The 25,744-nt window shown below is 68.1% G+C and carries 21 protein-coding genes, 1 tRNA gene and 1 pseudogene; 11 read left to right on the forward strand and 12 right to left on the reverse strand.

Translation table 11 applies throughout. The features are described from left to right. Positions 1-351: 351 nt before the first annotated feature. Positions 352-3,729, forward strand: coding sequence for a (Fe-S)-binding protein (locus tag ON38_RS23945; RefSeq protein ID WP_039827194.1), 3,378 nt, complete (start codon positions 352-354; stop codon positions 3,727-3,729). Positions 3,730-4,015: 286 nt separating this feature from the next. Here the strand turns inward: ON38_RS23945 and ON38_RS23950 are convergent, their stop codons facing one another. Continuing rightward, on the reverse strand, positions 4,016-4,864 hold the full coding sequence (locus ON38_RS23950; RefSeq protein ID WP_039827195.1) for an LLM class F420-dependent oxidoreductase: 849 nt from the start codon (positions 4,862-4,864) through the stop codon (positions 4,016-4,018). Positions 4,865-4,917: 53 nt separating this feature from the next. On the opposite strand from ON38_RS23950, the gene ON38_RS23955 reads away from it, so the two are divergent. Then, positions 4,918-5,337, forward strand: a complete 420-nt coding sequence (locus ON38_RS23955) for a MerR family transcriptional regulator (protein ID WP_083873046.1) — start codon at positions 4,918-4,920, stop codon at positions 5,335-5,337. 226 nt (positions 5,338-5,563) lie between these two features. On the opposite strand, the gene ON38_RS23960 is transcribed toward ON38_RS23955, so the two are convergent. Then, entirely contained in the window at positions 5,564-5,995 is a 432-nt protein-coding gene (locus ON38_RS23960) for a PPOX class F420-dependent oxidoreductase (protein WP_039827196.1), read from the reverse strand. Positions 5,996-6,172: 177 nt separating this feature from the next. On the opposite strand from ON38_RS23960, the gene ON38_RS23965 reads away from it, so the two are divergent. Continuing rightward, positions 6,173-6,949, forward strand: coding sequence for a phytanoyl-CoA dioxygenase family protein (locus ON38_RS23965; RefSeq protein ID WP_039827235.1), 777 nt, complete (start codon positions 6,173-6,175; stop codon positions 6,947-6,949). A 54-nt stretch (positions 6,950-7,003) separates the two neighbouring features. Further along, positions 7,004-7,657, forward strand: coding sequence for a Uma2 family endonuclease (locus ON38_RS23970; RefSeq protein WP_039827197.1), 654 nt, complete (start codon positions 7,004-7,006; stop codon positions 7,655-7,657). A gap of 103 nt (positions 7,658-7,760) precedes the next feature. On the opposite strand, the gene ON38_RS23975 is transcribed toward ON38_RS23970, so the two are convergent. The 3 genes from ON38_RS23975 to ON38_RS23985 all read right to left on the reverse strand — a co-directional run bounded on the left by ON38_RS23975 (position 7,761) and on the right by ON38_RS23985 (position 11,070). Then, positions 7,761-8,906, reverse strand: coding sequence for an acyl-CoA dehydrogenase family protein (locus ON38_RS23975; RefSeq protein ID WP_039827198.1), 1,146 nt, complete (start codon positions 8,904-8,906; stop codon positions 7,761-7,763). Then, entirely contained in the window at positions 8,906-10,138 is a 1,233-nt protein-coding gene (locus ON38_RS23980) for an acyl-CoA dehydrogenase family protein (protein ID WP_039827199.1), read from the reverse strand. Before ON38_RS23980 ends, ON38_RS23975 begins: the two co-directional genes overlap by 1 nt. A 383-nt stretch (positions 10,139-10,521) precedes the next feature. After that, entirely contained in the window at positions 10,522-11,070 is a 549-nt protein-coding gene (locus ON38_RS23985) for a YdcF family protein (RefSeq protein ID WP_039827200.1), read from the reverse strand. A gap of 267 nt (positions 11,071-11,337) precedes the next feature. Here ON38_RS23985 and ON38_RS23990 point away from each other — a divergent pair, with 267 nt between their 5' ends. Beyond that, positions 11,338-12,660 carry a UDP-glucose dehydrogenase family protein gene (locus ON38_RS23990; protein WP_039827236.1) on the forward strand — a complete coding sequence of 441 codons (1,323 nt, stop codon included), beginning with the start codon at positions 11,338-11,340 and terminating at the stop codon, positions 12,658-12,660. 155 nt (positions 12,661-12,815) lie between these two features. Beyond that, positions 12,816-14,510, forward strand: a complete 1,695-nt coding sequence (locus ON38_RS37105) for a DUF7159 family protein (RefSeq protein ID WP_218000827.1) — start codon at positions 12,816-12,818, stop codon at positions 14,508-14,510. Between the two features lie 399 nt (positions 14,511-14,909). Here the strand turns inward: ON38_RS37105 and ON38_RS24000 are convergent. The 3 genes and pseudogenes from ON38_RS24000 to ON38_RS24010 form a co-directional block, all read right to left on the reverse strand. Beyond that, positions 14,910-16,181 (reverse strand): annotated as a pseudogene (locus ON38_RS24000) (YibE/F family protein); the annotation flags it as partial. A 322-nt stretch (positions 16,182-16,503) separates the two neighbouring features. Then, a complete protein-coding gene (locus ON38_RS24005; protein ID WP_039827201.1) occupies positions 16,504-17,757 on the reverse strand; it encodes a pyridoxal phosphate-dependent aminotransferase in 1,254 nt (417 codons plus the stop codon). 165 nt (positions 17,758-17,922) lie between these two features. Then, on the reverse strand, positions 17,923-19,245 hold the full coding sequence (locus tag ON38_RS24010; RefSeq protein WP_083873048.1) for a helix-turn-helix domain-containing protein: 1,323 nt from the start codon (positions 19,243-19,245) through the stop codon (positions 17,923-17,925). Positions 19,246-19,535: 290 nt separating this feature from the next. Between ON38_RS24010 and ON38_RS24015 the strand changes: the two genes are divergently transcribed. Further along, positions 19,536-19,982 carry a hypothetical protein gene (locus ON38_RS24015; protein WP_039827203.1) on the forward strand — a complete coding sequence of 149 codons (447 nt, stop codon included), beginning with the start codon at positions 19,536-19,538 and terminating at the stop codon, positions 19,980-19,982. An 80-nt stretch (positions 19,983-20,062) separates the two neighbouring features. Here ON38_RS24015 and ON38_RS24020 read toward each other — a convergent pair whose 3' ends face one another. Beyond that, the gene (locus ON38_RS24020) at positions 20,063-20,563 is read right to left on the reverse strand and encodes a DUF2867 domain-containing protein (protein ID WP_039827204.1); all 501 of its coding nucleotides are present in this window, start codon (positions 20,561-20,563) and stop codon (positions 20,063-20,065) included. Positions 20,564-20,656: 93 nt separating this feature from the next. Between ON38_RS24020 and ON38_RS24025 the strand changes: the two genes are divergently transcribed. Further along, positions 20,657-21,226: a TetR/AcrR family transcriptional regulator gene (locus ON38_RS24025; RefSeq protein ID WP_039827205.1), complete on the forward strand. Its 570-nt coding sequence runs from the start codon at positions 20,657-20,659 to the stop codon at positions 21,224-21,226. Between the two features lie 153 nt (positions 21,227-21,379). Here the strand turns inward: ON38_RS24025 and dcd are convergent, their stop codons facing one another. Beyond that, positions 21,380-21,955, reverse strand: coding sequence for a dCTP deaminase (gene dcd, locus ON38_RS24030; RefSeq protein WP_039827206.1), 576 nt, complete (start codon positions 21,953-21,955; stop codon positions 21,380-21,382). A 135-nt stretch (positions 21,956-22,090) separates the two neighbouring features. Here dcd and ON38_RS24035 point away from each other — a divergent pair, with 135 nt between their 5' ends. Both ON38_RS24035 and ON38_RS24040 read left to right on the forward strand, forming a co-directional pair. Beyond that, positions 22,091-22,465 (forward strand): VOC family protein, encoded by a 375-nt coding sequence (locus ON38_RS24035; protein ID WP_039827207.1) that lies wholly within the window; start codon positions 22,091-22,093, stop codon positions 22,463-22,465. A 99-nt stretch (positions 22,466-22,564) separates the two neighbouring features. Then, positions 22,565-22,638: transfer RNA gene (locus ON38_RS24040), tRNA-Gly, on the forward strand. 120 nt (positions 22,639-22,758) lie between these two features. Here the strand turns inward: ON38_RS24040 and ON38_RS24045 are convergent. Together ON38_RS24045 and ON38_RS24055 are read right to left on the reverse strand one after the other, a co-directional pair. Beyond that, on the reverse strand, positions 22,759-23,952 hold the full coding sequence (locus tag ON38_RS24045; protein ID WP_157181871.1) for a hypothetical protein: 1,194 nt from the start codon (positions 23,950-23,952) through the stop codon (positions 22,759-22,761). Positions 23,953-24,245: 293 nt separating this feature from the next. Next, the gene (locus ON38_RS24055; RefSeq protein WP_157181872.1) at positions 24,246-24,791 is read right to left on the reverse strand and encodes a GbsR/MarR family transcriptional regulator; all 546 of its coding nucleotides are present in this window, start codon (positions 24,789-24,791) and stop codon (positions 24,246-24,248) included. Between the two features lie 85 nt (positions 24,792-24,876). On the opposite strand from ON38_RS24055, the gene ON38_RS24060 reads away from it, so the two are divergent. After that, positions 24,877-25,692, forward strand: a complete 816-nt coding sequence (locus ON38_RS24060; RefSeq protein ID WP_039827210.1) for a class I SAM-dependent methyltransferase — start codon at positions 24,877-24,879, stop codon at positions 25,690-25,692. Positions 25,693-25,744: the final 52 nt, after the last annotated feature.

Here is a 25,744-nt window from a genome sequence, read left to right on the forward strand (position 1 = left end):
CCTGATAGATCGGGCTGAGCGTAGTCGAATGCACTGTCAAAAGGCGAGATTCGTTTCCCAAGCGTAAGAATCCCACGGGTAAGCCTGGCCTTATCACCACTCGCGGCAGCTGGCCCTTTACGGTGTTAATCAGCCCTTATGCACTTTGGACAGTAAACCGAAAAGAGTGATATTGATCACGCTGCGATTCATGCGGATAAGCCCAGGCAGACACGCCGGGGGCCCGACGCGGATCGTACAGTGGACACCGTTAGTTACTGGCGGGTAACTTACTGGCGGTTACGATACGAGCCGGACGGGGTACTGCTCAGTTCCCCATACCTCGTGTTGCTTCGAAAGAAAGGTCGCGACATGAATGCCCTGACAGTGACGCTGGGCACCCTGGGAGCGGCGCTCAGCCTGCTGTGTTGGGCGTCGTTCTTCGGCGGCGTCCGGGATATCGTCCGCGCCATCATGCTGGGCCAGCCCGCCCCGGACCGCTGGCGACCGTTCTTCCCGCGTTTCAAGCAGATGCTGGTGGAGTTTCTGGCGCATACCCGGATGAACAAATTCCGGACGGTGGGCTGGGCGCACTGGCTGGTGATGATCGGCTTCCTGGGTGGCGCGATCCTCTGGTTCGAGGCCTACGGTCAGACCTTCGATCCGGCCTTCCACTGGCCGCTGATCGGCAACACCGCGATCTATCACCTGTGGGACGAGATCCTCGGCATCGGAACCGTCGTCGGCATCGTGACGCTGATCGTCATCCGCCAGCTGAACCATCCGCGGGTACCGGAGCGGCTCTCCCGCTTCAGCGGCTCCGCGTTCGGCCCCGCCTATGTGATCGAGGCCATCGTCCTGCTCGAAGGCCTGGGCATGATCTTCGTGAAGGCGGGCAAGCTCGCCACCTACGGGCACGCGCACGCCGGCACCGACTTCTTCACCATGCAGGTGGCCAAGCTGCTGCCGGCGAGCCCGACCCTGGTGTCGATCTTCGCCTTCATCAAGCTGATGTCCGGTATGGCCTTCCTCTACTTCGTCGGCCGCAACATCACCTGGGGCGTGGCCTGGCACCGGTTCTCGGCCTTCTTCAACATCTATTTCAAGCGTGAGGACGACGGTGATGTCGCTCTCGGCGCGGCGAAGCCGATGATGTCCAAAGGCCGTGCATTGGACATGGAGAACGTCGACCCAGACACCGACACTCTCGGCGCCGGACGGATCGAGGATTTCTCGTGGAAGGGCTGGCTGGACTTCACCACCTGCACCGAATGCGGCCGCTGCCAGTCGCAGTGCCCGGCGTGGAACACCGGTAAGCCGTTGTCCCCCAAACTGCTCATCATGTCGCTGCGCGACCACGGCCGGACCAAGGCCCCGTATCTGCTGGCCGGTGGCAGCAAGGATATGGGCGGCGACGAGGTCGGTCTGGTCGACGGCGAGGGCAACCCGGACGAGAAGAAGCTGGCCCGGGTCTCCGAAGCCGCACGCGCCGAGGCCGAGCGCCCGCTCGTCGGCGACCACGAGGTGAACGGGATCATCGACCCGGAGGTGCTGTGGAGCTGCACCACCTGCGGCGCCTGCGTGGAGCAGTGCCCGGTCGATATCGAACACGTCGATCACATCATCGATATGCGTCGCTACCAGGTGCTCATAGAATCGGATTTCCCGTCCGAACTCGCGGGCCTGTTCAAGAATCTCGAGAACAAGGGCAACCCCTGGGGCCAGAACGCCAAGGACCGGCTCAACTGGATCAACGAGCTGGACTTCGATATCCCGGTCTTCGGCCAGGACGCCGACAGCTTCGACGGCTACGAGTACCTGTTCTGGGTCGGCTGCGCCGGCGCCTACGAGGACCGCGCCAAGAAGACCACCAAGGCCGTCGCCGAACTGCTGGCGACCGCCGGAGTGAAATTCATGGTCCTCGGCCAGGAGGAGACCTGCACCGGCGATTCGGCCCGGCGCGCGGGTAACGAGTTCCTGTTCCAGCAGCTGGCGATGCAGAACATCGAGCTGCTGAACTCGGTGTTCGAGGGCGTCGAGCAGAAAAAGAAGAAGATCGTCGTCACCTGCGCGCACTGCTTCAATGCGCTCAACAACGAATACCCGCAGGTGGGCGGCACCTATGAGGTCGTGCACCACACCCAGCTGCTGAACCGGCTGGTGCGTGGTAAGCAGCTGGTCCCGGTGGCCCCGGTCTCGCAGAATGTCACCTATCACGACCCCTGCTACCTCGGCCGCCACAACAAGGTCTACAACGCCCCGCGTGAACTGATGGCCGCCTCCGGATCCACCCTGGTGGAAATGCCCCGGCACGGCGAACGGTCCATGTGCTGTGGTGCCGGCGGCGCCCGTATGTGGATGGAAGAGCAGCTGGGTAAGCGGATCAATATCGACCGCGTGGACGAGGCGCTCACCACCTCCCCGGCCAAGATCGCCACCGGCTGCCCGTTCTGCCGGGTGATGCTCACCGACGGCGTGACCGCCCGCCAGGAGTCCGGCCAGGGCGAGGGCGTAGAGGTCGTGGACGTCGCGCAGCTGATGCTCGAGTCGATCGAGCGGCAGCAGCCGGACCAGCTGACCGCCAATCTCACGGTGGTTCAGGAGCCCAAGGCCGAACCCGAGCCGGAACCCGAACCCGCGCCGGTGGCCGCCGAAGCCGAGGCCGCGCCCGCGGCCGAGAAGGCGGCACCCAAGGGTGGCGGCCTCGCCATGAAGGGCCCGGCCAAGGCACCCGGTAAGGGTCTCGGCATGAAGGGGGCCGCCAAGGCCCCTGGTGCCACAGCGGCCGCCCCCGCGGCCGAGGCCGAGGAGAAAGCGGCACCGGCCGCGAAGGGCCTCGGGATGAAAGGCGCCGCGAAGGCGCCCGGCGGCAAGGGCCTGGCCATGAAGGGCGCGGCCAAAGCACCCGGCGCCAAGGCCGAATCCGCTCCGGCGGAGTCGGAGACCACCGAGACTCCCGCCGCGCCTCCGGTGAAGGGCCTGGGGATGAAGGGCGCTGCCAAGGCACCCGGCGGCAAGGGCCTGGCCATGAAGGGCGCGGCCCAGGCACCCGGTGCGAAAGCGCCGGGCGCGAAGGCACCCGCCGAGGCCTCCGCCCCGGCCGCCGAACCGGCGACCGAGGCGCCCGCGGAATCCACTGCGAGCTCGGCACCGACCGAAACCAAACCCACGGTCGCGGCCAAGGGCCTGGCCATGAAGTCCGGATTCAAACGCCCCGGCGCCAAAGCACCCGGCGCGAAGGCCCCGGCGACGGCACCGAAGGCCGAGACGGCTTCGACAGAGGCCCCGGCCGCGGAATCGGAGGCGGCGAACGCCGAACCGGCCACCGCGGCGGCTCCCGCCGAGAGCAAGCCGTCGAAACCGGCCAAGGGCCTGGCGATGAAGTCCGGATTCAAGCGTCCGGGTGCCAAGGCGCCCGGCGCGAAGGCGCCGGCACCCGCACCGGAGTCGGAGGCCACCGCGGCATCCGGGCCTGCTCCGGACGAGTCCCCCCGGGAATCGGCACCGACGGCCACCGCCGATCCGGCTGCCGAGGTCACCGCGGGAACGGGCGCGGAGGCCAGTGCGGATTCGTCCTCGGAAACCGCAGCCGAAGCGGCACCGGAGAGCACGGGCGAAGCCGCGACCGAGACCGGCGGAGCGGCCGGTAACGGCAGCGGAGGCAACGGTTCGGGGGCGACCCCGCCGCAGGCCAAGCCGGGTGCGCTCGGCTTCAAGTCCGGAGCCAAGGCACCGGGCCGTAAGGGCTGACCGAAGCAGGAAACACACAGCAGGGCCCGGCGGAGTTCCGCCGGGCCCTGCTCGCGTTCGCAGGCCCCGCCCCTCGCCGGGGATGCGGGCGACGGAGCCGGGTGGTGCCGTGCGTATGCCCCGGCCGGCGCCGGAAAGCCGGGCGCTGGGGGCCCGTTCGCCGGACGTCACCCGGGTGACGTCCGGCGGCTCGACGTACGGCTTCGCTGCGCTCCGGCCGGCCGCTCACGGTATCGCCATGAGCGATGGAGGAGAAGTTACGTCCTCCGGTGGGCCCCCTCAGGCTTCAGCTGCGCAACTCGCCCACCACGTCGGCGAAGTGGTCCAATCGACGCAGCGCCGCATCGTGTGCCAGCACCGGGACGATACCGAGCAATGTCCGGTGAATGCCCAGTTCCGCCAGACGTTCCAGCTCGTCGCGACCGGGTTCGAAGACCGTGGCGATCACCGGAACCGGGGCCCGGCCGCGGCTCTCGGCGAGCACCCGCAGTTCGTGAACCCCCCGTTCCAGTTCGGCGAAGGGAAGGCCCACCGGAGCCAGCCAGCCGTCGGCATGATCGAGAATCCGCTCGTGCGTGGACGGCCCCCAGCCGCCCAGCCAGACGGGCGGACGCGGCCGCTGCACCGGTTTCGGCCAGGAATACAGCGGATCGAAGTCGACGTACTCACCGTGGAATTCGGCTTCCTCCCGGGTCCAGATATCCGTCATGGCGAGCAGCCGTTCGCGCTGCAGGGCGAGCCGGCTGCGCGGATCGGTCCCGTGATTGCGCATCTCCTCCCGCAGCCACCCGGCGCCCACGCCCAGTTCGAACCGCCCGCCCGACGCCGCGTCCAGGCTCGCCACCTCTTTGGCCGTGATGATCGGATCACGCTGGACGAGCAGGGCGACAGCGGTGCCGATCCGCAGCCGCTGTGTCGAAGCGGCGGCGAAGGCCAGCGAGATGAACGGATCGAAATTCCGGTAGTAGTCCCGCGGGATATCCCCTCCGGCGGGATACGGCGTGTCGACGGTGACCGGGATATGCGTGTGCTCGGCCACGAACAGCGATTCGAAGCCACGGTCCTCGACAGCCCGGGCGAGGTCGGCCGGGCCGATACTTTCGTCGGTCACGCCGGTGAAGATTCCGATCTGCATGCGGCTACGGTAAACATTGACATCAGCGTCAATGTCAAGTCGAGGTGAGCGTTATGCGGATCGGCGAGCTGGCACAACGCACCGGCAGCAGCACGCGAGCCCTGCGGTATTACGAACGACAAGGCCTGCTGACAGCGGTGCGGCGCGGCAACGGCTACCGCAGCTTCGACGATTCCGCGGTCGACACCGTGCTCCGTATCCGGGCTCTGCTGTCAGCGGGACTCACCACCGAGGTGATCCGCCGGGTATTGCCGTGCACCCGCGACGCGGTCGGAAGGATCGAGCCGTGCGCGGAAGTCGTCGCGGTCCTGCGGACCGAGATCGACCGAATGGACGCGCTGGCGTCGGATCTGGCCCGCTCCCGCGAGCTGCTCGCCTCGATCCTGCTCGACTCGGGTGTGCCGTTGTCCGGCCGGGACGCCCGGGCACCCGCGGGCGCCGCCACCGTCGAGGAGTCGACTCCCGGCCGTTGATTCCGTCATTGTGGACTCCGCAGGCGCCGTCCGTCGTCGCGTCGCGGGCGAACGCCGTCCGGGTACAGAATCAGTGGTCGCACGCCTTCGGTTCGGGACCGACGCCGACCGGCGGGCCTCGGCGATCAGACGGGAACAGCACGCGGCGCCGACCGCCACTCGCCCACGCGCACCGACCGATACACGAGCGGTACGAGCGCCGTGCGAAGCCGCGGAAAGGTGCGGCTCAGCGCAGGGCCGCGCCGTACACGTTCTCCACCGCGAGTTCCATGAGGACCCGGCGGTCGGAGACCATGACCGTCCGGTACTCCTCCCAGTCCGGATGTTCGCCCGCCGCCTTGCGGTAGTAGTCGACCAGCGCTTCCACCTCCGGTCCGTGCGGGTCGGTACCCGGGCCGGTGAGGGTGACCGTGCCCTCCGCGGTCGCCCAGGCCCAGCCGTCGGCCCGGGTGACCTCCAGCGCGGCCCGCGGATCACGGCGCAGGTTCACGGTTTTGGCCCGGCCCTCGGTCATCGAGACATAGATGACCTCGGCCGCACGGTCGTAGTAGGGGGTTACCGGGGACAGCTGCGGCAGACCGTTGGATTTGATGGTGGCCAGGACGCCGAGCCGGCTCTCGCTGAGCAGGGTGCGCGGATCGAACTGCGTACTCGTCATATCCGGGTCCAAGTCGGGTGGGCGGAATGGTATTCCGAAACCGCGAGAACAGGAGGCAGGACAGATCGGCCGGGGTGTTCGACGGACGAGATGGCGCGAGCGCTGTCGTACCGGGCATATCCGCCTCCGCGCGGAAAATCGCTGGCGCGCGACGTCGGCACCGATTGCAATGAACCCGTGCTCGACGACGTACAGGTGGCCTCGTTCATCGAAAACGGCTATGTCCATATCCCCGGCGCGTTCCCCCGCGAACTCGCCGAAGAGTGCCGCGACATCATCTGGCAGGACCTGGATGCCTCCCCCGAGGACCCCGGCAGCTGGCCCGTTCCGGCAGCCTTCCGGCCGGATTATGTGAGCGAGCCCTTCGTGTCCGCCGCAGCCACCCCGCGGCTGCGCGCGGCCTACGACGCGCTCGTCGGCCCCGGACGCTGGGTGCCGCGCCGCAGCCTCGGCGGTTTCGTGATCCGCTTCCCGGGCCAGGAGACAGCGGTCCTCGACGGCTGGCATGTAGACGCCAGTTTCCCCGGCCCCGATTCGTCGCCCACCGATTATCTGAGCTGGCGGATCAATATCCATTCGAAGGATCGGGCGCTGCTGATGCTGTTCCTGTTCTCCGATACCGGCGAGCAGGAAGCACCGACCCGGCTGCGCGTGGGGTCGCACCGCGAGGTCGCCCGGATACTCGAGCCGGAAGGCGAAGGCGGTCTCGATGCCCGCGAACTCGCCGCCCGGGCCGACCCGGCCACCGCCCATCTCCCGACCGCGCATGCCATCGGCAGCGCCGGCGACGTCTACCTCTGCCACCCGTTCCTGGTCCACGCGGGCCAGCCGAACCGCGGCGCCCACCCTCGATTCCTGGCCCAGCCGAACCTGAACCCTGCGCAACCGCTGCGGATCACCGGGCCCGGGCCGTTCTCGGCGGTCGAGACGGCGATACGGGCGGCGATCGGCTGAGCCGGTCCGGATCGATGCGGCGAATACGAGGCTGACCAGGCATACGATGGTGCCATGTCCCTGCCGCACACCGAACGGCCCGAGCTTCCCGAGTACATGACCTGGGAGGAGCTCGAGCAACTACCGGAAGAGATCGCCGAGCAGATCGAGCTGTGGGACGGGCGCGTGGTCTGGCTACGCCGGGGGCCCATGGAACACCAAGCTTTCAGCCGCCGCCTGACGAATGCTCTCGAAAGCTGTGCTCGGAAGACCATGGCAGCAGACCCGCAACATTGCTGGCGAGTCGAATCCGAGACCAACGTCTTTCTGGGCAGTCATGGTAAGTCCGATTTTCTGACCCCGGACTTCCTGGTGTGCCGGTGCCCGAAGACGCCATTCGAGGATATCCGGGCCAATACCACCCTGTTGGTCGGCGAGGTTCTGTCACCATCGAATACTCAAACCGACATGGAGGCGAAGAAAGGCCGGTACGCGAGCGCAGGCATCCCTTGGTACTGGGAGGTCACCTTGGCCCGCGAAGTAAGCGCGATAGCGACGGTTCGCGCCTACGGGCTGGAGACCGGGCCCGGGCGGCTGCCCGGCGGCGTGCGCCCGCTCCGGTCGGCCAACTATCTCCTCGCCGGCGAATGGAGTCCAGGGGACCCGGACGGCATACGCATCGAATTCCCCTTCCCCATAACAATCCCGTGGACGGAACTCGAGTACTGATTCCGGTCCCCGGTCGCGCGGTGATCCCCCTCTGGACGAACCACCACGCGACCGGACCTTCCGCACCGCGCCCGGGCGCACCGGTGAGCGCGGTGCGGTCCGATCAGGGTTTCGTCGCCGCGATATAGCGCGCGAGATGATCGGAGCTGGAGCCGAATTCGTATTCGATGGCGGTGAGCCGCTTGAAGTAGTGACCGATGGCCAATTCCTCGGTCATACCCATCGCACCGTGCAGCTGGACCGAATTCTGGCCGATGAAACGGGTCGCCCGGCCGATGGTCACCTTGGCGGCCGAGACCGCGCGAGCTCTTTCGGCGGGTTCGGCTTCCACCGCGTAGGCGGCCAGATAGGCGGCGGCGATGCTCTGCTCGAGTTCGATCAGCATATCGACCATCCGGTGCTGTAGCGCCTGGAAACTGCTGATCGGAACCCCGAACTGTTGCCGCTGCCGGGTGTATTCGACGGTATCGTCGAGCACCTTGCGCATCAGTCCGACGGCTTCGGAGGCGACCGCGGCGATCGCCTCGTCGATGGTGGCGTCGATGACGGGCCACGCCTGACCCTCCTCGCCCAGCAAGGCGTTCGCGGGCACCCGGAACTCGCTGAAGGTGAGGTCGGCGGCGGCGCGGTCGTCGATGGTGCGGTACTGGTGCGCCTCGACACCGGCCGGCGGGCCGGCGGGGTCGAAGTCGACCAGGAACAGCGAGATCCCGTCCTGATCACGACGCTCGCCGGCAGTGCGCGCGGAGATGATCAGATGCGTCGCGACGGGCACGCCGGTGACCACGATCTTCGACCCGTCGATCACCCAGTCGTCGCCGTCGCGGCGTGCGGTCGTCGCCACATCGTGGCGCACTTCGCCGGACTGCGGTTCGAGCGCGGCGAAGGCCAGCCGCACGGTACCGTCCGCAATGCCCCGCAGCAGCTCACCGGCCCGTTCGCCACCCGAACGCCGAAGCAGCCCGCCGCCGACCACCACGGTGTCGACATAGGGCTCCACCACCAGGGCGCGGCCCAACTCCTCGGCGATGATCATGCTCTCGATCGGGCCGCCACCCGAACCGCCGGTTTCCTCCGGCAGGGTCAGGCCCAGGACATCCAGTTCGGCGAGCCCGCGCCAGATCTCGGGCTGCCAGCCGGGGCCGGATTTGACCGCGGTACGGCTTTTCACCAGGTCGTATCGGGCGGCGAGAAAACCGGAGACCGCGTCGCGCAGCATCTGCTGTTCGTCGGTGAAGGTGAAGTCCATCAGAGCCCCAATGCTGCCTTGGCGAGGATATTTCGCTGGATTTCGTTACTGCCCGCGTAGATCGAGCCGGCGCGATCGTTGAAATAGCGCAGCGGCGCGACGGCCTGCCAATCGGCGCCGCTGAGGTAACCGTCCGCGGGCGGGGTGTATTCGGCGATCGGCCCGCCGGGCGCGGTGGCGTGCGGCTGGTAGACCCGGCCGCGCGGTCCGGCGGCGGTGAGCGCGAGTTCGGTGAGCTGCTGGCTGAGCTCGGTGGACAGAATCTTCAGCATGGACGAGGAGGTGCCCAGATCCTTGCCCTGGGCCATGGCGGCCAGGGTCCGGAACTCCAGCACTTCCAGCACCTCGGTGCGGATCCGGGCGTCGGCCAGTTGTGCCGCGAAATGCGGGTCCTCACTGAGCGGGTTGCCGTCCCGGCCGGGTTGCCCGGCCGCGGCGGTGGCGATGTTCTCGGCCATGGCCTGCAGCGCCGGTGCCATGGCACCGCCACCGCGCTCGTGGACGAGCAGGTACTTGGCGACGGTCCAGCCGTCGTCGATGCGCCCGAGCACATTGCTCTTGGGCACCCGCACATTGTCGAAGAAGATCTGGTTCTGGACCTGCTCGCCCGAGCTCATCACCAGCGGCCGGATCTCGATTCCCGGCGCGGTCATATCCATCAGCAGGAAGGTGATGCCCTGCTGTTTCCTGCCCTCGCGTGAGGTGCGCACCAGCGCGAAGATCCAATTCGCCTCGGTGGCGTGGGTGGTCCAGATCTTGCTGCCCGAGACGAGGAAGTCGTCGCCGTCGGACACCGCGGACATATTCAGCGCGGCGAGGTCGGATCCGGCTTCGGGCTCGGAGTAACCCTGGCAGAAGAAGACCTCACCGGTGAGGATGCGGGGCAGGAAGTAGTTCTTCTGCTCGTCGGTGCCGAACGCGATCAGGGCCGGGGCCACCATCCGGATACCCATCGGTGACAGCGCGGGGGCACCGGCCAGCGTGAGTTCCCGGCTGAAGATGTAGTGCTGGGTGAGCGACCAGTCGCAGCCGCCGTACTCGACCGGCCAGTGCGGCGCCGCCCATCCCCGCTCGTGCAGGATGCGCTGCCATTCCAGGCTCGCCTCGTGGTCGGAGTAGACACTGGTCATCAGCCGGCCCGCGGTACTCACCTCGGGTGTCAGCTTCTCGGCCAGGAACGCTCGTACCTCGTCTCGGAAGGCCCGCTCGGCCTCCGACCAGTCGTAATCCATACACGCTCCCGAAGGCTTCATGCGTCGTCGCGGCGGCTCCGGCGACTACCGGCACCAGTGGGAATGTAGCCAGGTCACCGGCCCCGCGTCAAACTGACGGCATCTGCCCTCATATCTGCGCAGTTCCCGTGTTCCGCACCACCGGAGGACCGGTTTCCAACGTCGGGGCCGGACCCGGTTCCGGATCGAACAAACACGGAGGAGTCCGGAGAATTACCCGCAGCCGGGTCCCTTCGCCCCCTCTCTCGGCGACGTGGGGCGGAGCTGCCGGCCTCCCCTGCGAATATGACCGCCAGGTGGAGCAGACCCGAGATCCGCCCGGACTTCCGCCTCGAACACCCGCGGGGGGAGTACGACACTGCAAGCGCTCGAAAGTCGCCTCTCTATGGACCGGCCGACCGCACATCACAGTCCTCGAAGATCGCCTTGGCATAACCCACCGATTGATAGACATAGTCGTAGGCCCAGCGCGGGACCGACAGCCTCGGGCGGGTGTCCACGAACAGCAGCTGCCCATCCCAGCACTTCCCGAGAACGAATCTGGCTCGGGATATGTGCGGGGTGAAGGTGACCACGATGACCCGCTGCCAACCGTGCTCCCGCGCCCGGTCGGCGAGATAACGCCCCTCTCCCCGCGTCGTCCGTGGCGACGGATCGAAGCACACCACCTCGAAGCTGTACCCGCCGTGACAGATCCGGTTCACCAGCGGACTGTCCTCGTACGGGTTGGAGATCAGCACTCGCGGCGCGTATCCCGCGCGGGCCAGCCGGAGCCCCAGTTCTTCCCGTCCGTCGTGGGCCCCGCCGAGCACCAGAATCGCATCGGCGGGCGCGGGATCCTCGCGCTGCGGGCTCACATAGACCGGCCACAGGCCGAGCACCACCACGACGACAGAGACCACCCCCGCGGCGAGGACGAGTCGGCGGCGCACTGCCGCGATCCTAACGGGCACGGTCGGTCCACAGAGATTCACAGGCCGCGTGTGCCCACTCGGGAACACGGCACGCGGCCCGGACCCGCCGGGCGGCACGGGCAGTACGCGCACAACGCGCTCGCGGGGGCGCACGCCGCCTCGGGCGGAGCCTACGGCCTGGTCAGCAGTGCTCGATGGACCGCGTCGCCCGGTGTACATCTGCTGTTGCCCGCCACCTCGCCTCGGTTTTCTGGTGTGTGCACCGGCGGGGATTACCAATCGATCATGCGATGCACAGTCTTCGGAACCGGGTACCTGGGGGCCACGCACGCAGCGTGTATGGCCGAGCTCGGACACGATGTGATCGGGGTCGATATCGACCCGGGCAAGGTCGCGAAACTCTCCGACGGTGTCACTCCCTTCTACGAACCCGGCCTCGAGGCGGTCCTGCGTCGCAATCTCGACGCGGGCCGGCTCAGGTTCACCACCTCCTACGCCGAAGCGGCCGACCACGCCGACGTCCATTTCCTCGGGGTCGGCACCCCGCAGAAGAAGGGCGAGTACGCCGCCGACCTGAAATATGTGCACGCGGTCGTGGATACGCTCGCGCCGCTCATCACCCGCCCCTCGGTGATCATCGGCAAATCCACCGTGCCGGTGGGCACCGCCGCCGAACTCGGTCGCCGCGCCCGCGCTCTCACCTCGGTGGAGGTGGAGGTCGCGTGGAATCCCGAATTCCTGCGCGAGGGTTTCGCGGTCGAGGACACCCTGCGGCCGGACCGGCTGGTGCTCGGCGTGGACGAACAACGGGAGCGGTCGGCCTGGGTGCGTGAGGTGGTCGAAGAGCTGTACGCGGAGCTACTGGCCGCCGAGGTCCCCTTCCTGCTCACCGATCCGGCCACCGCGGAACTGGTCAAGGTGTCCGCCAACGCGTTCCTGGCGACCAAGATCTCCTTCATCAACGCGGTCTCCGAGGTGTGTGAGGCCACCGGCGCAGATGTCACGGTCCTGGCCGACGCCCTCGGTTACGACGCCCGCATCGGCCGCCGCTTCCTCAACGCGGGGGTCGGGTTCGGCGGCGGCTGCCTGCCCAAGGATATTCGCGCTTTCATGGCCCGGGCCGGGGAACTCGGCGCCGACCACGCGCTGGCCTTCCTGCGGGAGGTCGACAACATCAATATGCGCCGCCGCACCAAGATGGTGGATATGGCGGCACGTGCCTGCGGCGGGTCGCTGCTCGGGGCGAACGTGGCGGTGCTCGGCGCGGCTTTCAAACCCGAATCCGACGATGTGCGCGACTCTCCCGCGCTCAACGTGGCCGGCATGATCCAGCTGCACGGCGCGGTCGTCACCGTCTACGACCCGAAAGCCCTGGAGAACTCCCGGCGCGTATTCCCCACACTGAACTACGCCACCTCGGTGGTGGAAGCCTGCGACCGCGCCGATGTGGTGCTGGTACTCACCGAATGGAACGAATTCGTGCGGTTGCGGCCGCAGGATCTGGACGCCGTGGTGCGCACCCGCTCGATCATCGACGGCCGCAATTGTCTCGATCGGGCCGCCTGGCGCGCGGGCGGATGGGTGTACGCGGGGCTGGGCACCCCGTAGCATCGTGGGGCCGGTCGGCTCACGCCGGTGGCTGCTGCCTCCCGCGGCGACGGGACCGGGCGGTAGTGTCGCAAGAGTGGTTCGGGGGATGAGCCGTCACCATCGACCGGGCGACGCTCGCAGATCGTGAAGCGGGAAGTACGGATGGGCTGCCGATGAGTTCAGCACTGGGAGTGTCGGTGGGAACCGGCGCGATCCGCTTGGCGCGCCCACCGGCGGGCGCCGCGACGTCCGACCCGCAGTCGTTCGAGCTGCGGACCTTCGTCGTCCCGCCCGAAACCCCCAGCGCCGAGCGGGCCGCGCTCTCGGTGGCCGCCGCGTTGAACTCCGACCCCGGGATAGCCCGGACCGTGCTGGCCTGCCGCGACGAACTGCAGGCCGAGGCCATGCACGTGGCGATGGCCGAGCACGGGCTCGACGATTACGACATCGTGCCCGATATCGAGGCCACCCTCGAATTCGCCACCGCCTCCGGCGCACTGGCCGGGGTCAGCACGCTCGGCGTCTACGACCTGGGTGCGTCCGGTCTGTCGGTCACCGTCGTGGAGGTCGCCGGCGGGCAGATAGTGCACGCCGAACGCACCGGCGATATCAGCGGCGAGTATTTCGACTCACTCATCCGCGAACAGCAGATCAACTCCGGCCGGATCGCCCATCCACCGGACCCGGACGGTCTGGCCCGGCTGGATGCCCTGTGCCGCTCGGCGAAGGAAAAGCTTTCGGGGACTTCCGCGGTAGCGCTGCCCAGCGATTACGGACCGGTACTGCTCACCCAGGAGAATTTCACCGCCCTGATCGGCCGGGCCGTCGAGACCTCGGTCCACACCACCCGCGAGATCATCGCCCGTTCGGGCCGTGCGGTGCAGGCTGTTCTCGCGGTGGGCGGCGGCGTCCGTATCCCGTTGGTCAGCCGCACGCTCCGGGAGATCATGGAGATGCCGGTGCTGGTGCCGCCGGAGCCGGAGGCGGCCACAGCGCGCGGGGCGGCCCTACTGGCGCGGCGGGCCCCGGAGTCGCGACCGGCCGGCGTTGCGCCGCGCTCGAACAGTCCGGCACCGTCGTTCGCGACCGCCGCCGCGCGACCGGCCGACAACCCGGCAGCGCAGGTCGGCATTTTCGGGGCCGAACTCGACACTCCCCCGGTGGCACCGGACGACGCGGCCACGAAAGCGACCGTTGCCGCTCCGGCGGTCTCGCGACCGAATGCGCCGATGCCACAACCACAACCCGGTATCTTCGGTCCCCCCGCCGGTACCGCGGTCGACCTGCCGGCCGGCTCGGTCGCGCATACCGCTACCGGCCCCGAACGGCCCGGCTCCGAGAAGTACCCGAGCGGCGCCGCGGCGGCACCGCAGACGGTGGTGGCGCGCCCGGTCGGATCCGCGGCGCCGCAGCTGACGCCCGAGGAGGATCCGCCGACCGTCGCGCTGCGGATTCCGCAGAAACTGCTGCCGCGGCGGTCGTTCCGCGAACCCCCGCAGCGGCGGCGCCGTGAACTCGGCGCCGCCGCTGTGGCCGTGAGCGCACTGGTGGTGGTAGCCGCGATCGGTATCGGTCTCGGCTACGGCCAGCACATGTTCCGCCAGGAATCGACCACCGTCGAAGGGACGACCCCACCGCCGGCGACCTCGGCGACCTCACCCACGGCACGGCCCGGTTTGGCGGGCGCCTCGCTGACCACCGCGCCCGAGCACGAATCGCTGGCCGAGCCGCCTCCGGTGGCCGCGCCCCGGGAGACCGAGGCGCCCACGACCACCAACGGCCCGAACACGATCCAGGTGCCGGGTCTGCCGCCCATCGTCGTCCCGACGATTCCCCCGCTGTTCCCGCCGCCACCACCGAACCGCTGACCGGCCGAACCCGCCTATCCGCCGGGGCGCGCCGGCAGGTCAGCCTTCGCCGTAGCCAGGGCGGGGCCGGCCCGGACGCGGCCGGCGCACCTCACGTTGCTCACCGCTGTGCGGCCACTGGTTGTCCGGACGGGCCGGCCCGGGTTGCCGGTCCCCCGGTTCCGGCGGGCCGGGATACCGCTGCGCCGACCGGGGCGGCCCGTACTGACCGCCCCGCCCGACCGGTGTCTCGCCGGTACGCGGACCGGAGCGCTGATCGCCGGCGCCGCCGCGCGGTACACGTGGCTGTTCACCGGTCGTCGGCCACGGCTGATAACCCCGGCCGGACCGCTTCCGCTGCCCGCCGCCTTCGGAACCACCCGGGCGGGCGACCTTCCGGTGGGTACCGGTATCCGTGCGGCGGGCCGCGCGGGCCCGCCGGGCCGGGGCGGCCGGGCCGGCGGATTTATTGCCGAAGGGGCGGGCCAGCATGACCGCGATGCCGGTCGTCAGGGGTACCGACAGCGCCAGGCAAATACCGCCGACGGCCGACCGCGCGATCTCGATGGCCACCGCGTCGCCCACCAGCACATCCCGGATCGGCCGGCCCGCGACGCTGAACAGCAGCAGCAGCGGCAACGCCCCACCGGCATAGGCCAGGACCAGGGTGTACACGGTACTGGCGATATGGTCGCGGCCCACCCGCATGGCGGCGGCGAACACTTCGCGGCGGCTCGCCTTCTTGTCCAGTTCCGCCAGTTCGAATGCCGCGGACGCCTGGGTGATGGTCACATCGTTGAGTACACCGAGCGAGCCGATGATGAACCCGGCCAGTAGCAGACCGGTAATGCTGACATGCTCGATATAGGTCGCGACGTTGGTGTTCTGTTCCTCGGACAGCCCGGTCAGCGTCGTCGCCTCGATGGTCAGCCAGGACAGCACCGCCGCCACCACCATGGAGGTGAGGGTGCCCAGCAGCGCGGAACTCGTGCGCAGATTCACACCGTGCGCCAGGTACAGGACCGCGTACAAGATCAGTGACCCGGCAACCAGCGCGACCGGTATCGCGGGCTTACCGTCGAGCAGCGCGGGGAGCAGGAAGATCACCAGCACCGCGAAGGCGAACACCAGGCCCAGCAGCGCCCGGACCCCGCGCCAGCGGGCGACCACCACGATCACCACGACGAAGGCCAGCACGATCAGGCTCAGTGGCATACCCCGCGCGTAATCGTCGAACGAGTACAGCGGCGTACCGTCCGGCCCGGTCTGCCGCACGATCCGCAGGTCGTCACCGGCGGCCAGATCGGGTTGCCCGGGGCCCGGCGCGATTTCCAGCAGGGTGTGCTTGCCCTCGTGCGGCCCCGATTCGATGGCGATCAGACTGCGCTGGCAGTCGTAGACCTGCATGGTGGGCGGCTTGGGTTCCCCGTCGAAGACCCGGCCGATGGACGGACTGCCGCAGGCGCCGATATCCTGCCGGATCACCTTTCCGGCTTCGGTGACCACCGCGGTCCCGTCGGCATTCTGCATGGGGAGCGGGATCTCGACCTGCTGGCGGTCGGGCCACAGGGCGATGGTGGCGACGACGACGACGATCCCGATGGCGACCAGCAGACCTACCACGACGCGGGCCGCGGTCGCGCCGATGGCGATCGGCCGGGAGTGGTCGTGATGGTGATGGTGGTCGCTCACCCCGGTCAGCCTAGAGGATTCGCAAACGGCTCATGTTACCGGCAGATACGGCTTACGCTGCGATTTCGCTGTGATTCCGAGGACCTCGGGAAGGGGCGGCGGAGAGCAGGGGGATGTCTCCGCCGCCCGCGGGCAGGCGGCCCAGGGGGGTAGGCGGCCTAACCCGAGGACCAGGTTGCCCAGGGGGGGTAGACAACCTGGCCGGGCACTTGAAGTGCCGAGGACCACTGTACACACAGGATCCTCTTTTGTGCCAGTAGGTTCGGAAAATTGGGTTTATTCCGGATGGAAGGTCGGTTTTTACCCGGAGTAACCCGCCCCGCTACTGTCGATAGCCCGCGAGGAAATTGCCGAAACGCTCGATGGCAACGGCCAGATCGCGTGCCCAGGGCAGGGTTACGATCCGCAGATGATCATGGTGCGGCCAGTTGAAACCGGTCCCCTGCACCATCAGGATCTTCTCCTGTAGCAGCAGGTCCTGAACCAACTTCTCGTCGTCGTGGATCTCGTGTACCTCGGGGTCCAGCCTAGGGAACGCATACAGCGCGCCTTTGGGTTTCACGCACGACACGCCGGGAATCGCGTTCAACCGCTCCCAGGCCACATCACGCTGTTCCAGCAACCGTCCGCCCGGCAGGATCAAGTCCTCGATGCTCTGATAGCCGCCGAGCGCGACCTGAATGGCGTGCTGGGCGGGCACATTCGGGCACAGCCGCGACGACGCGAGCAGATCCACCCCCTCCAGGAACCCGGCCGCGTGCTCCTTGGGCCCGGTGATGGCCAGCCAGCCGGACCGGTAACCGGCCACCCGGTAGGCCTTGGACAGGCCGTTGAAGGTGAGGCACAGCAGATCGGGCGCCAGCGTCGCGAGCGAGATGTGTTTGGCGTCGTCGTAGAGGATCTTGTCGTAGATCTCGTCCGCCAGCAGCAGCAGCCGGTGCTTACGCGCCAGGTCGACGAGTTGCTGTAGCACCTCCGCCGAGTACACGGCGCCGGTCGGGTTGTTGGGATTGATCACCAGTAGCGCCTTGGTGCGTTCGGTGATCTTCGATTCGATATCGGCGATATCGGGCTGCCAGCCGCTGGCCTCGTCGCACAGATAGTGCACCGGGGTGCCGCCGGCCAGGCTGGTCATCGCGGTCCACAGCGGATAGTCGGGGGCCGGGATCAGCACCTCGTCCCCGTTGTCCAGCAGCGCCTGCATGGTGATGGTGATCAGCTCGGAGACGCCGTTGCCGAGGTAGACGTCGTCGACGTCGAGCTCCGGGAAACCGGGGACCAGCTCGTAGCGGGTCACGATCGCCCGGCGAGCGGGCAGTATGCCCTTGGACTCGGAGTAGCCCTGCGCGGTCGGCAGGGCGGCGATCATATCCCGCATGATCACATCGGGGGCCTCGAAGCCGAAGGGCGCGGGGTTACCGATATTGAGCTTCAGGATCCGGTGACCCTCGGATTCCAGCCGTGCCGCGTGTGCGTGTACCGGTCCACGGATCTCGTAGACGACATTCTGCAGCTTCTTCGACTGCTCCAGAATCCGGGGCGCGGGGTGCGAATGGCCAGTACTCACCCGATCCATGGTGCCACCAGGGGCAAGCGGATATCCGGTCCGCCCCGGCCCGGTACCGCCGCACCGACCCCACGCACCGGGCCGCCGGCCTGCACCGGGCCGGGAAACCGGTCGGAATCCCACCGCCGCCGCGCCCGCGCGAGCACACCCCGCTCGCCGACGTGAGAAGGCCGGCTACCCGCTACCCGGGGGCAGGCTGCGCGATGCCGTCGACCCGCAGAACTCCTCGATCCGTTCGTCGAGCGCCCGCGCCTCGGCGACCCCGCGGAAGGCCGGCGCGCAGATCCGCCGCCGCAGGCCGGTGAGGCGTTCCTCCAACTGGGCGATCCGTTTGTCCTCGTCGAGCGCCAGTACCGGCAGCAGTGCCGCCGCGGCGCCGTCGAGGCTGCCGTTGATCAGATGAGCGGCGGCCGAATCGACGCGTGCCAGGGATTCGGCGCCGTATGACCGCTGCCGCGCCGGGCCGGTCCGATAGAGCTCGATCGTGCGCTCGGTGGCCGCCAGGGCGGGTTCGGCCAGGCCGAGATGGATATAGGTGGCGCCCGCGTAATAGCTGGCCTTGGCGTCGGAGAAACCGAAGACCCCGCCCACCTCGTCGTGCAGGCTGTCGGCCCCGGGGCCGGCGCTCGCGTCGGCGGCGGCGCGGATACAGCGCTCGGTGTCGGCGGCGCTGCCGATCTTGGACCAGATCCGTGCCTCGATATTGTGCAGGCGCACCGCGGCGGTGGCCGAATCCGCGTACTCCTGGCCGTGCTGTGCCAGTTGCAGCGCCCGGTGCGGCCGCTCGGACCAGTATTCGATCAGCGCGTGCATCCCCCGCGCCCAGGCCCGTAACCCGTTGTGGCCGCAGAGTTCCGCGTACGCCCACGCGGCCCGGATCTGTTCCCCGGCGGCATCGAGGTAGCCCAGATCGGTACTCGCATTGGCGAGCAGCCCCGACAGCGAACCCGCCAGCAGATATAGATGGCCGGTATCCGCGGGCCGCTGGTGGCCCTCCAGCAGCCGGTACACCCGGCGCCGCACTCGCAGCATCTCCACCATCATCGGCATGGGCGGGGTGTGCACGTAGTCGTTCGCGATCCGCGTGACATCGGCGTCGAGCTGGTCCAGCGTGCTCGGACCGATATTCGTACTCTCGGCCCGGCCCGCGTGTTCGCTCGCCTCGTGCGCTGCCGCCATGATCAGATCCCTCTCCGAAATCGCCGCCAGCCCTTCCCCGCGGGCCGCACCGGTATCGATGAGGGCCAGGAGTTCGGCGTCATTGGAATATCCGCCGGGCGCGGCGTTCCGGCCGGCGTCCGGGAGCGGACCGGGACCGGGTCCGGGGACGGTCATCGCCGCGAACCGGGTCCGTTCGACATCGTCGGAGCGGGCGAGACAGGTATCCAGGGCAGCCTGGTTGACCGGACGCGGATGCACCCGGTCGCCCCCGGCCTCCCATTTGGACACCAGTCGTTCGTGCACACCCAGATGTGCCGCGAACTCCCGGATACTCATCCGTTTGGCCTCGCGAAGCGCCCGGGCCTCCCTTCCAGACCACTGGCCGACCACGTTGTCACCCTTTCCGAACGATTGCCTTCTCCAGGGTACGAGCCGAATGTGACTGCAACCACAAGGAATCCCGCCACTACGGGCAATGGCAGCGCAAGGGCAGTGGAACGGGAGCGTGTAGGCGCTTCCGGCGCGCCGGTGCGGACGAGATCCTGGAAGGACAGGTCGGCGAGGCCGGCACAGGCCGTGGCTCGGCACGCCAGGGAGGCTCGGCAGCAGGAGGCAAGGGGTTCACCGTGAACGTGGAAAAGCTCAGAACGGTCGACGACTGGGCCGCTTATTATCGCCACGCGTTCGGGTTACCGGCCATCGAACGCGGCGGTTTCGTCATGCTGCCGATCACCAGCCGGGCCTGCGTCGTCCACCTGCCGATCGAGCGCGCGAAAGCCGTACGCGACCTGCTGGATTCACGGGAGATCCGAGTTCCCATGCTCGCCCGTCAGATCCGCTGGAGCTTCCTGGCCTACCCGGACCGCCGGCCGGATCCGGAAGTGGTCGAGATGTTGCAGCGCATCGATATCGACATCCCGGGGGTGGGTAGCGCGGTCATGCTGCCCACCGGGCTGGGCCGCTGGAACCGCGAGGGCTGCAACTGGGTGGTACCGCCGGAACGCGACGGCCTGCTGCCGCCACTGTCCTCGGTGATCAACGCCGCGTTGCTGGCCGGCGGCGCCGCGGAATGACCGGGGATGGGGTTACGTCCGGCAGCCGGGTCCGCCGGACGTAACCCGCCCGGGCGCCACGGCGCGCGGGGGCCGCTCTCCTACCGGCCGGACAGGATCCGGGCGGCTTCGGTGAGCAGCACCGGCGCGAAACGTCGATGCCCTGGCGAGACGGCCGCCCAGACCCGTTCACCCAGCCGGCGTTCGTAATGGACGAAGGTGGCCACCGAAGCGGTATCGTCCGCGAGCTCGATCACCAGACGCCCGCTGATCAGCCACGACCGGGCTCCCAGGGTGAGCCAGGTGGCCCCGCGTTCGACGATCGGCCATCCGGCCACCTGCCCCGCCGACGATCGGCGCCGCAGCCGCAGGCCCAGCACGACCCGCCAGACGAACTGCCCCCGCGCACCGGCCACCTCGCCGAGCGCGGTGCGCGCCCATTCTTCCGGCGTCGCGGCCGCGCCGGGCGGCGTGGCGATCGTGAACTTGTCGGCGTAGTCGTAAACCGCCATACCACTGTGCGCCCGGATCGATTCGCCGATCTCGTGCTGCCGGCGGGCGACCGGCTCGACGGTCGGGCGAAGCTCGGAATTCTCGGTCATCTTCGACACCCACTTCCTGTTATACGCTGGCGTATATAAACGGTAGCGCGAATATACGGTGGCGTATATACCGCGGATGGTGAAGGGAGACACATGGGCGCGGTACGGACCACCAGTGCCGGCTGGATCGACGAAGGGCTACGCGCCCTGGCCCGCGGCGGCCCCGACGCCGTCCGCGTCGAAGCGCTCGCGAAATCGCTCGGCGTCACCAAGGGCGGCTTCTACGGGTACTTCGCCGACCGCAACGCCCTGCTCGAGGCGATGCTGGACACCTGGGAGCGGCGCAGTATCGACGATGTCCTGGAAAACGTCACCCGCGAAGGCGGCGACGCCCGGGCCAAGATCGAGCGGGCCGGCGCACTCACCCTCTCCGCCGAACTGCTGCCCATCGACCTCGCAGTACGCGACTGGGCCCGGCGCGACGACGAGGTCGCGGCCCGCCTGCGCCGGGTGGACAACCAGCGCATGGCATTGCTGCGCGAAATGATCGGCACCTATTTCACCGACCCCGTGGAAGTCGAGGCCCGCAGCCTGCTCGCCTTCTGCGCCCGGATCGGTATGCACTTCCTGGCCGCCGACCCGCTCGACGGCACCGACCGCGCGCAGGTACTGGCCCGCACCGCCGACCTCGTGCTCGGACCCCGCGCCACGGACCACCCGTAGGGCATCGGCGCGGCGACCGGCCGCGCGAGCTGTTCGGCCACATCCCCGGTTCCGAGTGTCCGGCACCGCATCGGACGGCCCCGTGACACCGTCACCGATCGCCCCGGACTCGGTCACGGCAACGCCGACCTCACGGACGGAACCGAATCACGCTCAGCGGCTCGGTGTCGGGAAGTTCAGGTACGCGCGCGACGGGGTCGGTCCGCGCTGGCCCTGATACTTCGATCCGGCGCCCGCGCTGCCGTACGGGTTCTCGGCCGGACTGGTCAACCGGAACAGGCACAGCTGCCCGATCTTCATACCCGGCCACAGGGTGATCGGCAGATTCGCCACATTCGACAGTTCCAGGGTGATGTGCCCGCTGAACCCGGGGTCGATGAACCCGGCCGTCGAATGTGTGAGCAGCCCCAGCCGGCCCAGACTCGATTTGCCCTCGAGCCGCCCCGCAAGATCGTCGGGCAGGGTGCACACCTCCAGGGTGGACCCGAGCACGAACTCACCCGGATGCAGTACGAACGGCTCCCCCTCGGCGGGCTCCACCAGGCTCGTCAGCTCGTCCTGGCGCTGGGCCGGGTCGATATGGGTATAGCGAGTGTTGTTGAAGACCCGGAACATCCGGTCCAGCCGCACATCGATGCTGGACGGCTGAACCAGGTTGTCCTCGAACGGTTCGAGCCCGAGCCGTCCGGCGGCGAACTCCGCCCGGATGTCACGATCGGAAAGCAGCACGCCACGAGCGTAGCGACCGCCCCGCGAGGCGAAGCCCCCGGTCCGCGCGGTCCAGATTTCTGTCACCGCTCCCGGGCATACTTCACCCGTCGGGCGGAGCCCGTCCACGGCCGCAGCGAATCAGGAGGTATCCCCATGTCCGAGACGAGCGCGCACACCCATCACGGCATCGATTACGTCGAACTCGCCGTCACCGATCTCGACGCCGCCAAAACCTTCTACCGGTCGGCCTTCGGCTGGGAGTTCAACGACTACGGGCCCGCCTACGCCGGTATCCGCCGCTTCGACGGCTCCGACGGTGAAGCGGGCGGGCTGGCCGCCACCGACGAGGTCCGCACCGGCCCCGGCCCCCTGGTCCTGCTGTACTCCGACGACCTCGACACCACCCTGCGCGGCGTCGGAGCGGCCGGCGGCACGGTCACCGAAGGCCCCTTCGACTTCCCGGGCGGGCGCCGTTTCCACTTCACCGACCCGAGCGGCAACCAGCTCGGCGTCTGGTCCGAACGCTGACCCGGGGCACCCGGCACGCAGCGGGCCGGAGCAAGAGCGGAGAAATTTAGAGCTCGAGCCCGGCCTCTGCTAAGCTGCCCTTCGCGCCCGTGGGCGCAGGCCGGTGTAGTTCAATGGCAGAATCTCTGCTTCCCAAGCAGATGGCGCGGGTTCGATTCCCGTCACCGGCTCCACCGATTTCCGCCGAGCGTGTTCGCTGTGCCTGTCGTGGATCCGCCGGCCATCGTCGGCGATACGATCCATTTCCTTCCGACCCCTGTAGTCGGAACCCTGTAACCGTCGTCCTGCTGCGCTCACGCCGTGTGTGCTGCCAGCAACCGGTCGTGGTCTGCGCGGAGTATCCGTTCCAGACCCAGATAGGCGTTCCTGGAGTCTGCGGACACGGCGGAGCCGGCTGCTTCTCGTGCCCATTTCAGATCTTCGGTGGTCCGTAGGAGCGCCGCGGCCCGTTCGAGCGGGGTGCCTTCCCGGGCGATGGTCTCATTGGTCACCACCCGCCAATCGACGCCCGCGCCTTGCAAGGCGGCACGCAGCTGCGGGCCGGGTGCTTGGGGTAGCGCCACAAGATCGAAGTTCGGCCTGGTCACCTCGCCGAGGACGAGCGCTTCGACATGTTGCCTCGATCTGAACGGCTGACCGTCGTAGTCGCGGCCGACACCACTGAGCACAGGGTCGGCCGATTGGGGTCGGGCGTGATAGGACCATTCGAGAGGGTCGGTGAGCGGGGACGGAATCGCGTATGGCTTGTGCACGCCCGAGTCACCGACAACGAAGGCGGTGCGTTCACGAACGTCAGGTGTGAGATAGAGCTGGTAAGGGCCGTACTCCCGGGTCAGGAAATCCGGTCCTGAACCATTCAGAAGAGGTCCGGCAGGGCGCACGCCACCGACGGCGACGGAACCGTAGATGGGCGAGCGGCCCGCTGCGAATTCCCGGCCGAACCACTGGCTTTCGTCGTGTTCGCGCCACCTGTCGTTCCAGACCGGCTTGTAGCGCCCCTCACGGAGTATGGAGATCAGGTCCCGCTCGGTCGGCACTCGGATCACCACCGGTTGGCCTTCGAGGGCGGTTCGCAACTCGTTTCGCATCTGCGTTTGCAGATCGTCGAGGCTTCGACCGAGCGAGGACGCCAACTGCTCCATATTCCGATGAATATGAGCGTACTGCTCGAGCCGCGACCAGGGCTCGTCCCGTAAGTCCTCCAGCTCGAATTCCGTCGGGCCGCGATCCCCGAACCGCCGGCGCAATTTGCGGTCCAGGTCCTGCCGGGCCCGCGCGAGAGTTTGTTCGTCAGGAGGTAACGGGCAGACCCGGCGGACAAGCGTCGGGGTACCGGGTTTCGTCGGCCCACCATCGAATCCGGTCGTATCGCCTATCGACCGAGCAGCCTGATCGCCGCCTTGTACATCCTTTGTCTCGATCTTCTCGAGCCCTGACCGAAGTTTGCCGGTTGTGTCATCGGAGAAGGATTCGTATCCCCTGGTCAACTTTCCGAAACTGCGACCGATCCGCTGGGCGCTCTCGCTGAGTAGTTTTCTGGCCCACATCGATCGAACCTCTGCGGCGTCCTTTCGGTTACATGCCCTCGAAGCAGGCTATTCGACACCGCTGCCATATGCAGGACCCCAATTCGGGGGGCGGTAAGACTCCGCGTGCCGGACACCCGCGGCCGCCGCCGTATGCCCGGCGCCCCAGAGCAGCACGGCGTCCGGCAGTTCGGTGCAGACCGGAGGTCCATACTTCGCAGCGTTGCGGTTGCCGTTGTCGGATAGGAGGTTCTTCACGATGCGTCGGGTGATGCCGTCCGATCGGGATGTACGCGGCGGCCTGGCTTCTCGGACATTCGGCCGGACCGATGTTCGGCGGCCTGCAGCCGCCGCCACTTGTCCATCGACTGTTCGATCTCCGCGCGCAGGAATGCGAAGAACCGGTGCGTCTCGTCGAGCCTCTGCCCGGCGGGGGAGCCAGGACCCAGGAGGGCGGCGCCCTCGGCGGCGCCGGTCTGGACCTGGACCAGGACCGGGTCGGACTGGCTGATGTAGTGGCTCCAGGTGTGCTCGTGGATCCGGCAGAAGTCACGCCGGCTACCGGGCTCGCGTCCACGTTCGACCAGCCGCACCTGCACCAGATATTTGACCGCCCCCGAGATGGCCGGCGCACCGGCGCCCAACCGCTCGCCGAGTTCGGCGGCCGACAGCTTGCCGGAGTCGGTGACCAGCAGTGCGGCGAACACGCGCGCGGCCATCCGCGGCATACCGGATTCGACCATGATCTGGGCGAACCGTTCCTGGAAGCCGGCGATAGCGCTCTCGTCCGCTCGCGTCACTGGAGCAGTCTCCTCTTCGTGGGTTCCGTAGCCATCTCATTATATATTTCACGAAATTCATGAAGTATAAGTAGTATAGGCGAGCGTGAAAGACAGCGGATTCGTCGGAGTGCAGCAGACCGCCCGTCCTGTTCTCGCGGCCAAGGCCCTGGACAACCGGCTGCCGGACCCGATCCTCGGCGACGAGTACGCCGAGCAGGTCATGCGCCGCCTCGACCCCGGCTACGACAAGCGCAGATTCGGCACCAGCCAGCTGGGCCTCGTCGCCGTGGTACGCGCCAAGGCGCACGACGACTGGGCGCGAAGCTTCCTCACCGGCCACCCCGACGCGGTGGTACTGCATCTGGGCTGCGGCCTCGACGCCCGGGTGTACCGGATCGACCCGCCCGCCACCGTCGACTGGTACGACCTGGACTATCCCGCCATGATCGAGGTCCGCAAACAATTCTTGCCGCCGCGCGAACACCACGCCCTGATCGAAGCCGACGTCACCGACCCGACCTGGCTGAACCGCGTACCGCGCGGCCGGCCGGTGCTGGTGATCGCCGAGGGACTGGTGCCCTACCTGACCGAGACCGACGTCCGGCGCCTGCTGACCGACGTAGCCGATGCCTTCCCCACCGGGCAGATCCAGCTCGACACGGTGTCGGTTCTGGCGTGGCGCACCTCGCGGTGGGACCCGACGCTGCGCAAATACGACACCCGGTTCCACTGCGGCTTCGACGATCCGGCCGCCCTGGCCGATTTCCATCCGCGGCTCGAATACATCGATGAGGCGCCGATGAACGACTCACCTGTGCTGATGGCCAAGGCGCCCGCGAACGCACGCCGGGTATTCCGCCTCTTGAATCTGCTTCCGGGTATGAAACGGTCCACCCGCATCGTGCGGTTCCGGTTCTGAACAGCGCACCCGATCTCGGATCGGCCCCCTGGGGTCGAGGCATTGACGCACG

It is taken from the genome of Nocardia testacea NBRC 100365 (assembly GCF_000308775.1).
Lineage (GTDB): Bacteria > Actinomycetota > Actinomycetes > Mycobacteriales > Mycobacteriaceae > Nocardia > Nocardia testacea.

Bases quoted from the DNA above. Each gene is read 5' to 3' on its own strand.
- ON38_RS23945 (WP_039827194.1), top strand. From the start codon at position 352: ATGAATGCCCTGACAGTGACGCTGGGCACCCTGGGAGCGGCGCTCAGC.
- ON38_RS23950 (WP_039827195.1), bottom strand. From the start codon at position 4,864: ATGCAGATCGGAATCTTCACCGGCGTGACCGACGAAAGTATCGGCCCG.
- ON38_RS23955 (WP_083873046.1), top strand. From the start codon at position 4,918: ATGCGGATCGGCGAGCTGGCACAACGCACCGGCAGCAGCACGCGAGCC.
- ON38_RS23960 (WP_039827196.1), bottom strand. From the start codon at position 5,995: ATGACGAGTACGCAGTTCGATCCGCGCACCCTGCTCAGCGAGAGCCGG.
- ON38_RS23970 (WP_039827197.1), top strand. From the start codon at position 7,004: ATGTCCCTGCCGCACACCGAACGGCCCGAGCTTCCCGAGTACATGACC.
- ON38_RS23975 (WP_039827198.1), bottom strand. From the start codon at position 8,906: ATGGACTTCACCTTCACCGACGAACAGCAGATGCTGCGCGACGCGGTC.
- ON38_RS23980 (WP_039827199.1), bottom strand. From the start codon at position 10,138: ATGGATTACGACTGGTCGGAGGCCGAGCGGGCCTTCCGAGACGAGGTA.
- ON38_RS23990 (WP_039827236.1), top strand. From the start codon at position 11,338: ATGCGATGCACAGTCTTCGGAACCGGGTACCTGGGGGCCACGCACGCA.
- ON38_RS37105 (WP_218000827.1), top strand. From the start codon at position 12,816: ATGAGTTCAGCACTGGGAGTGTCGGTGGGAACCGGCGCGATCCGCTTG.
- ON38_RS24005 (WP_039827201.1), bottom strand. From the start codon at position 17,757: ATGGATCGGGTGAGTACTGGCCATTCGCACCCCGCGCCCCGGATTCTG.
- ON38_RS24010 (WP_083873048.1), bottom strand. From the start codon at position 19,245: ATGAGTATCCGGGAGTTCGCGGCACATCTGGGTGTGCACGAACGACTG.
- ON38_RS24020 (WP_039827204.1), bottom strand. From the start codon at position 20,563: ATGACCGAGAATTCCGAGCTTCGCCCGACCGTCGAGCCGGTCGCCCGC.
- ON38_RS24025 (WP_039827205.1), top strand. From the start codon at position 20,657: ATGGGCGCGGTACGGACCACCAGTGCCGGCTGGATCGACGAAGGGCTA.
- ON38_RS24035 (WP_039827207.1), top strand. From the start codon at position 22,091: ATGTCCGAGACGAGCGCGCACACCCATCACGGCATCGATTACGTCGAA.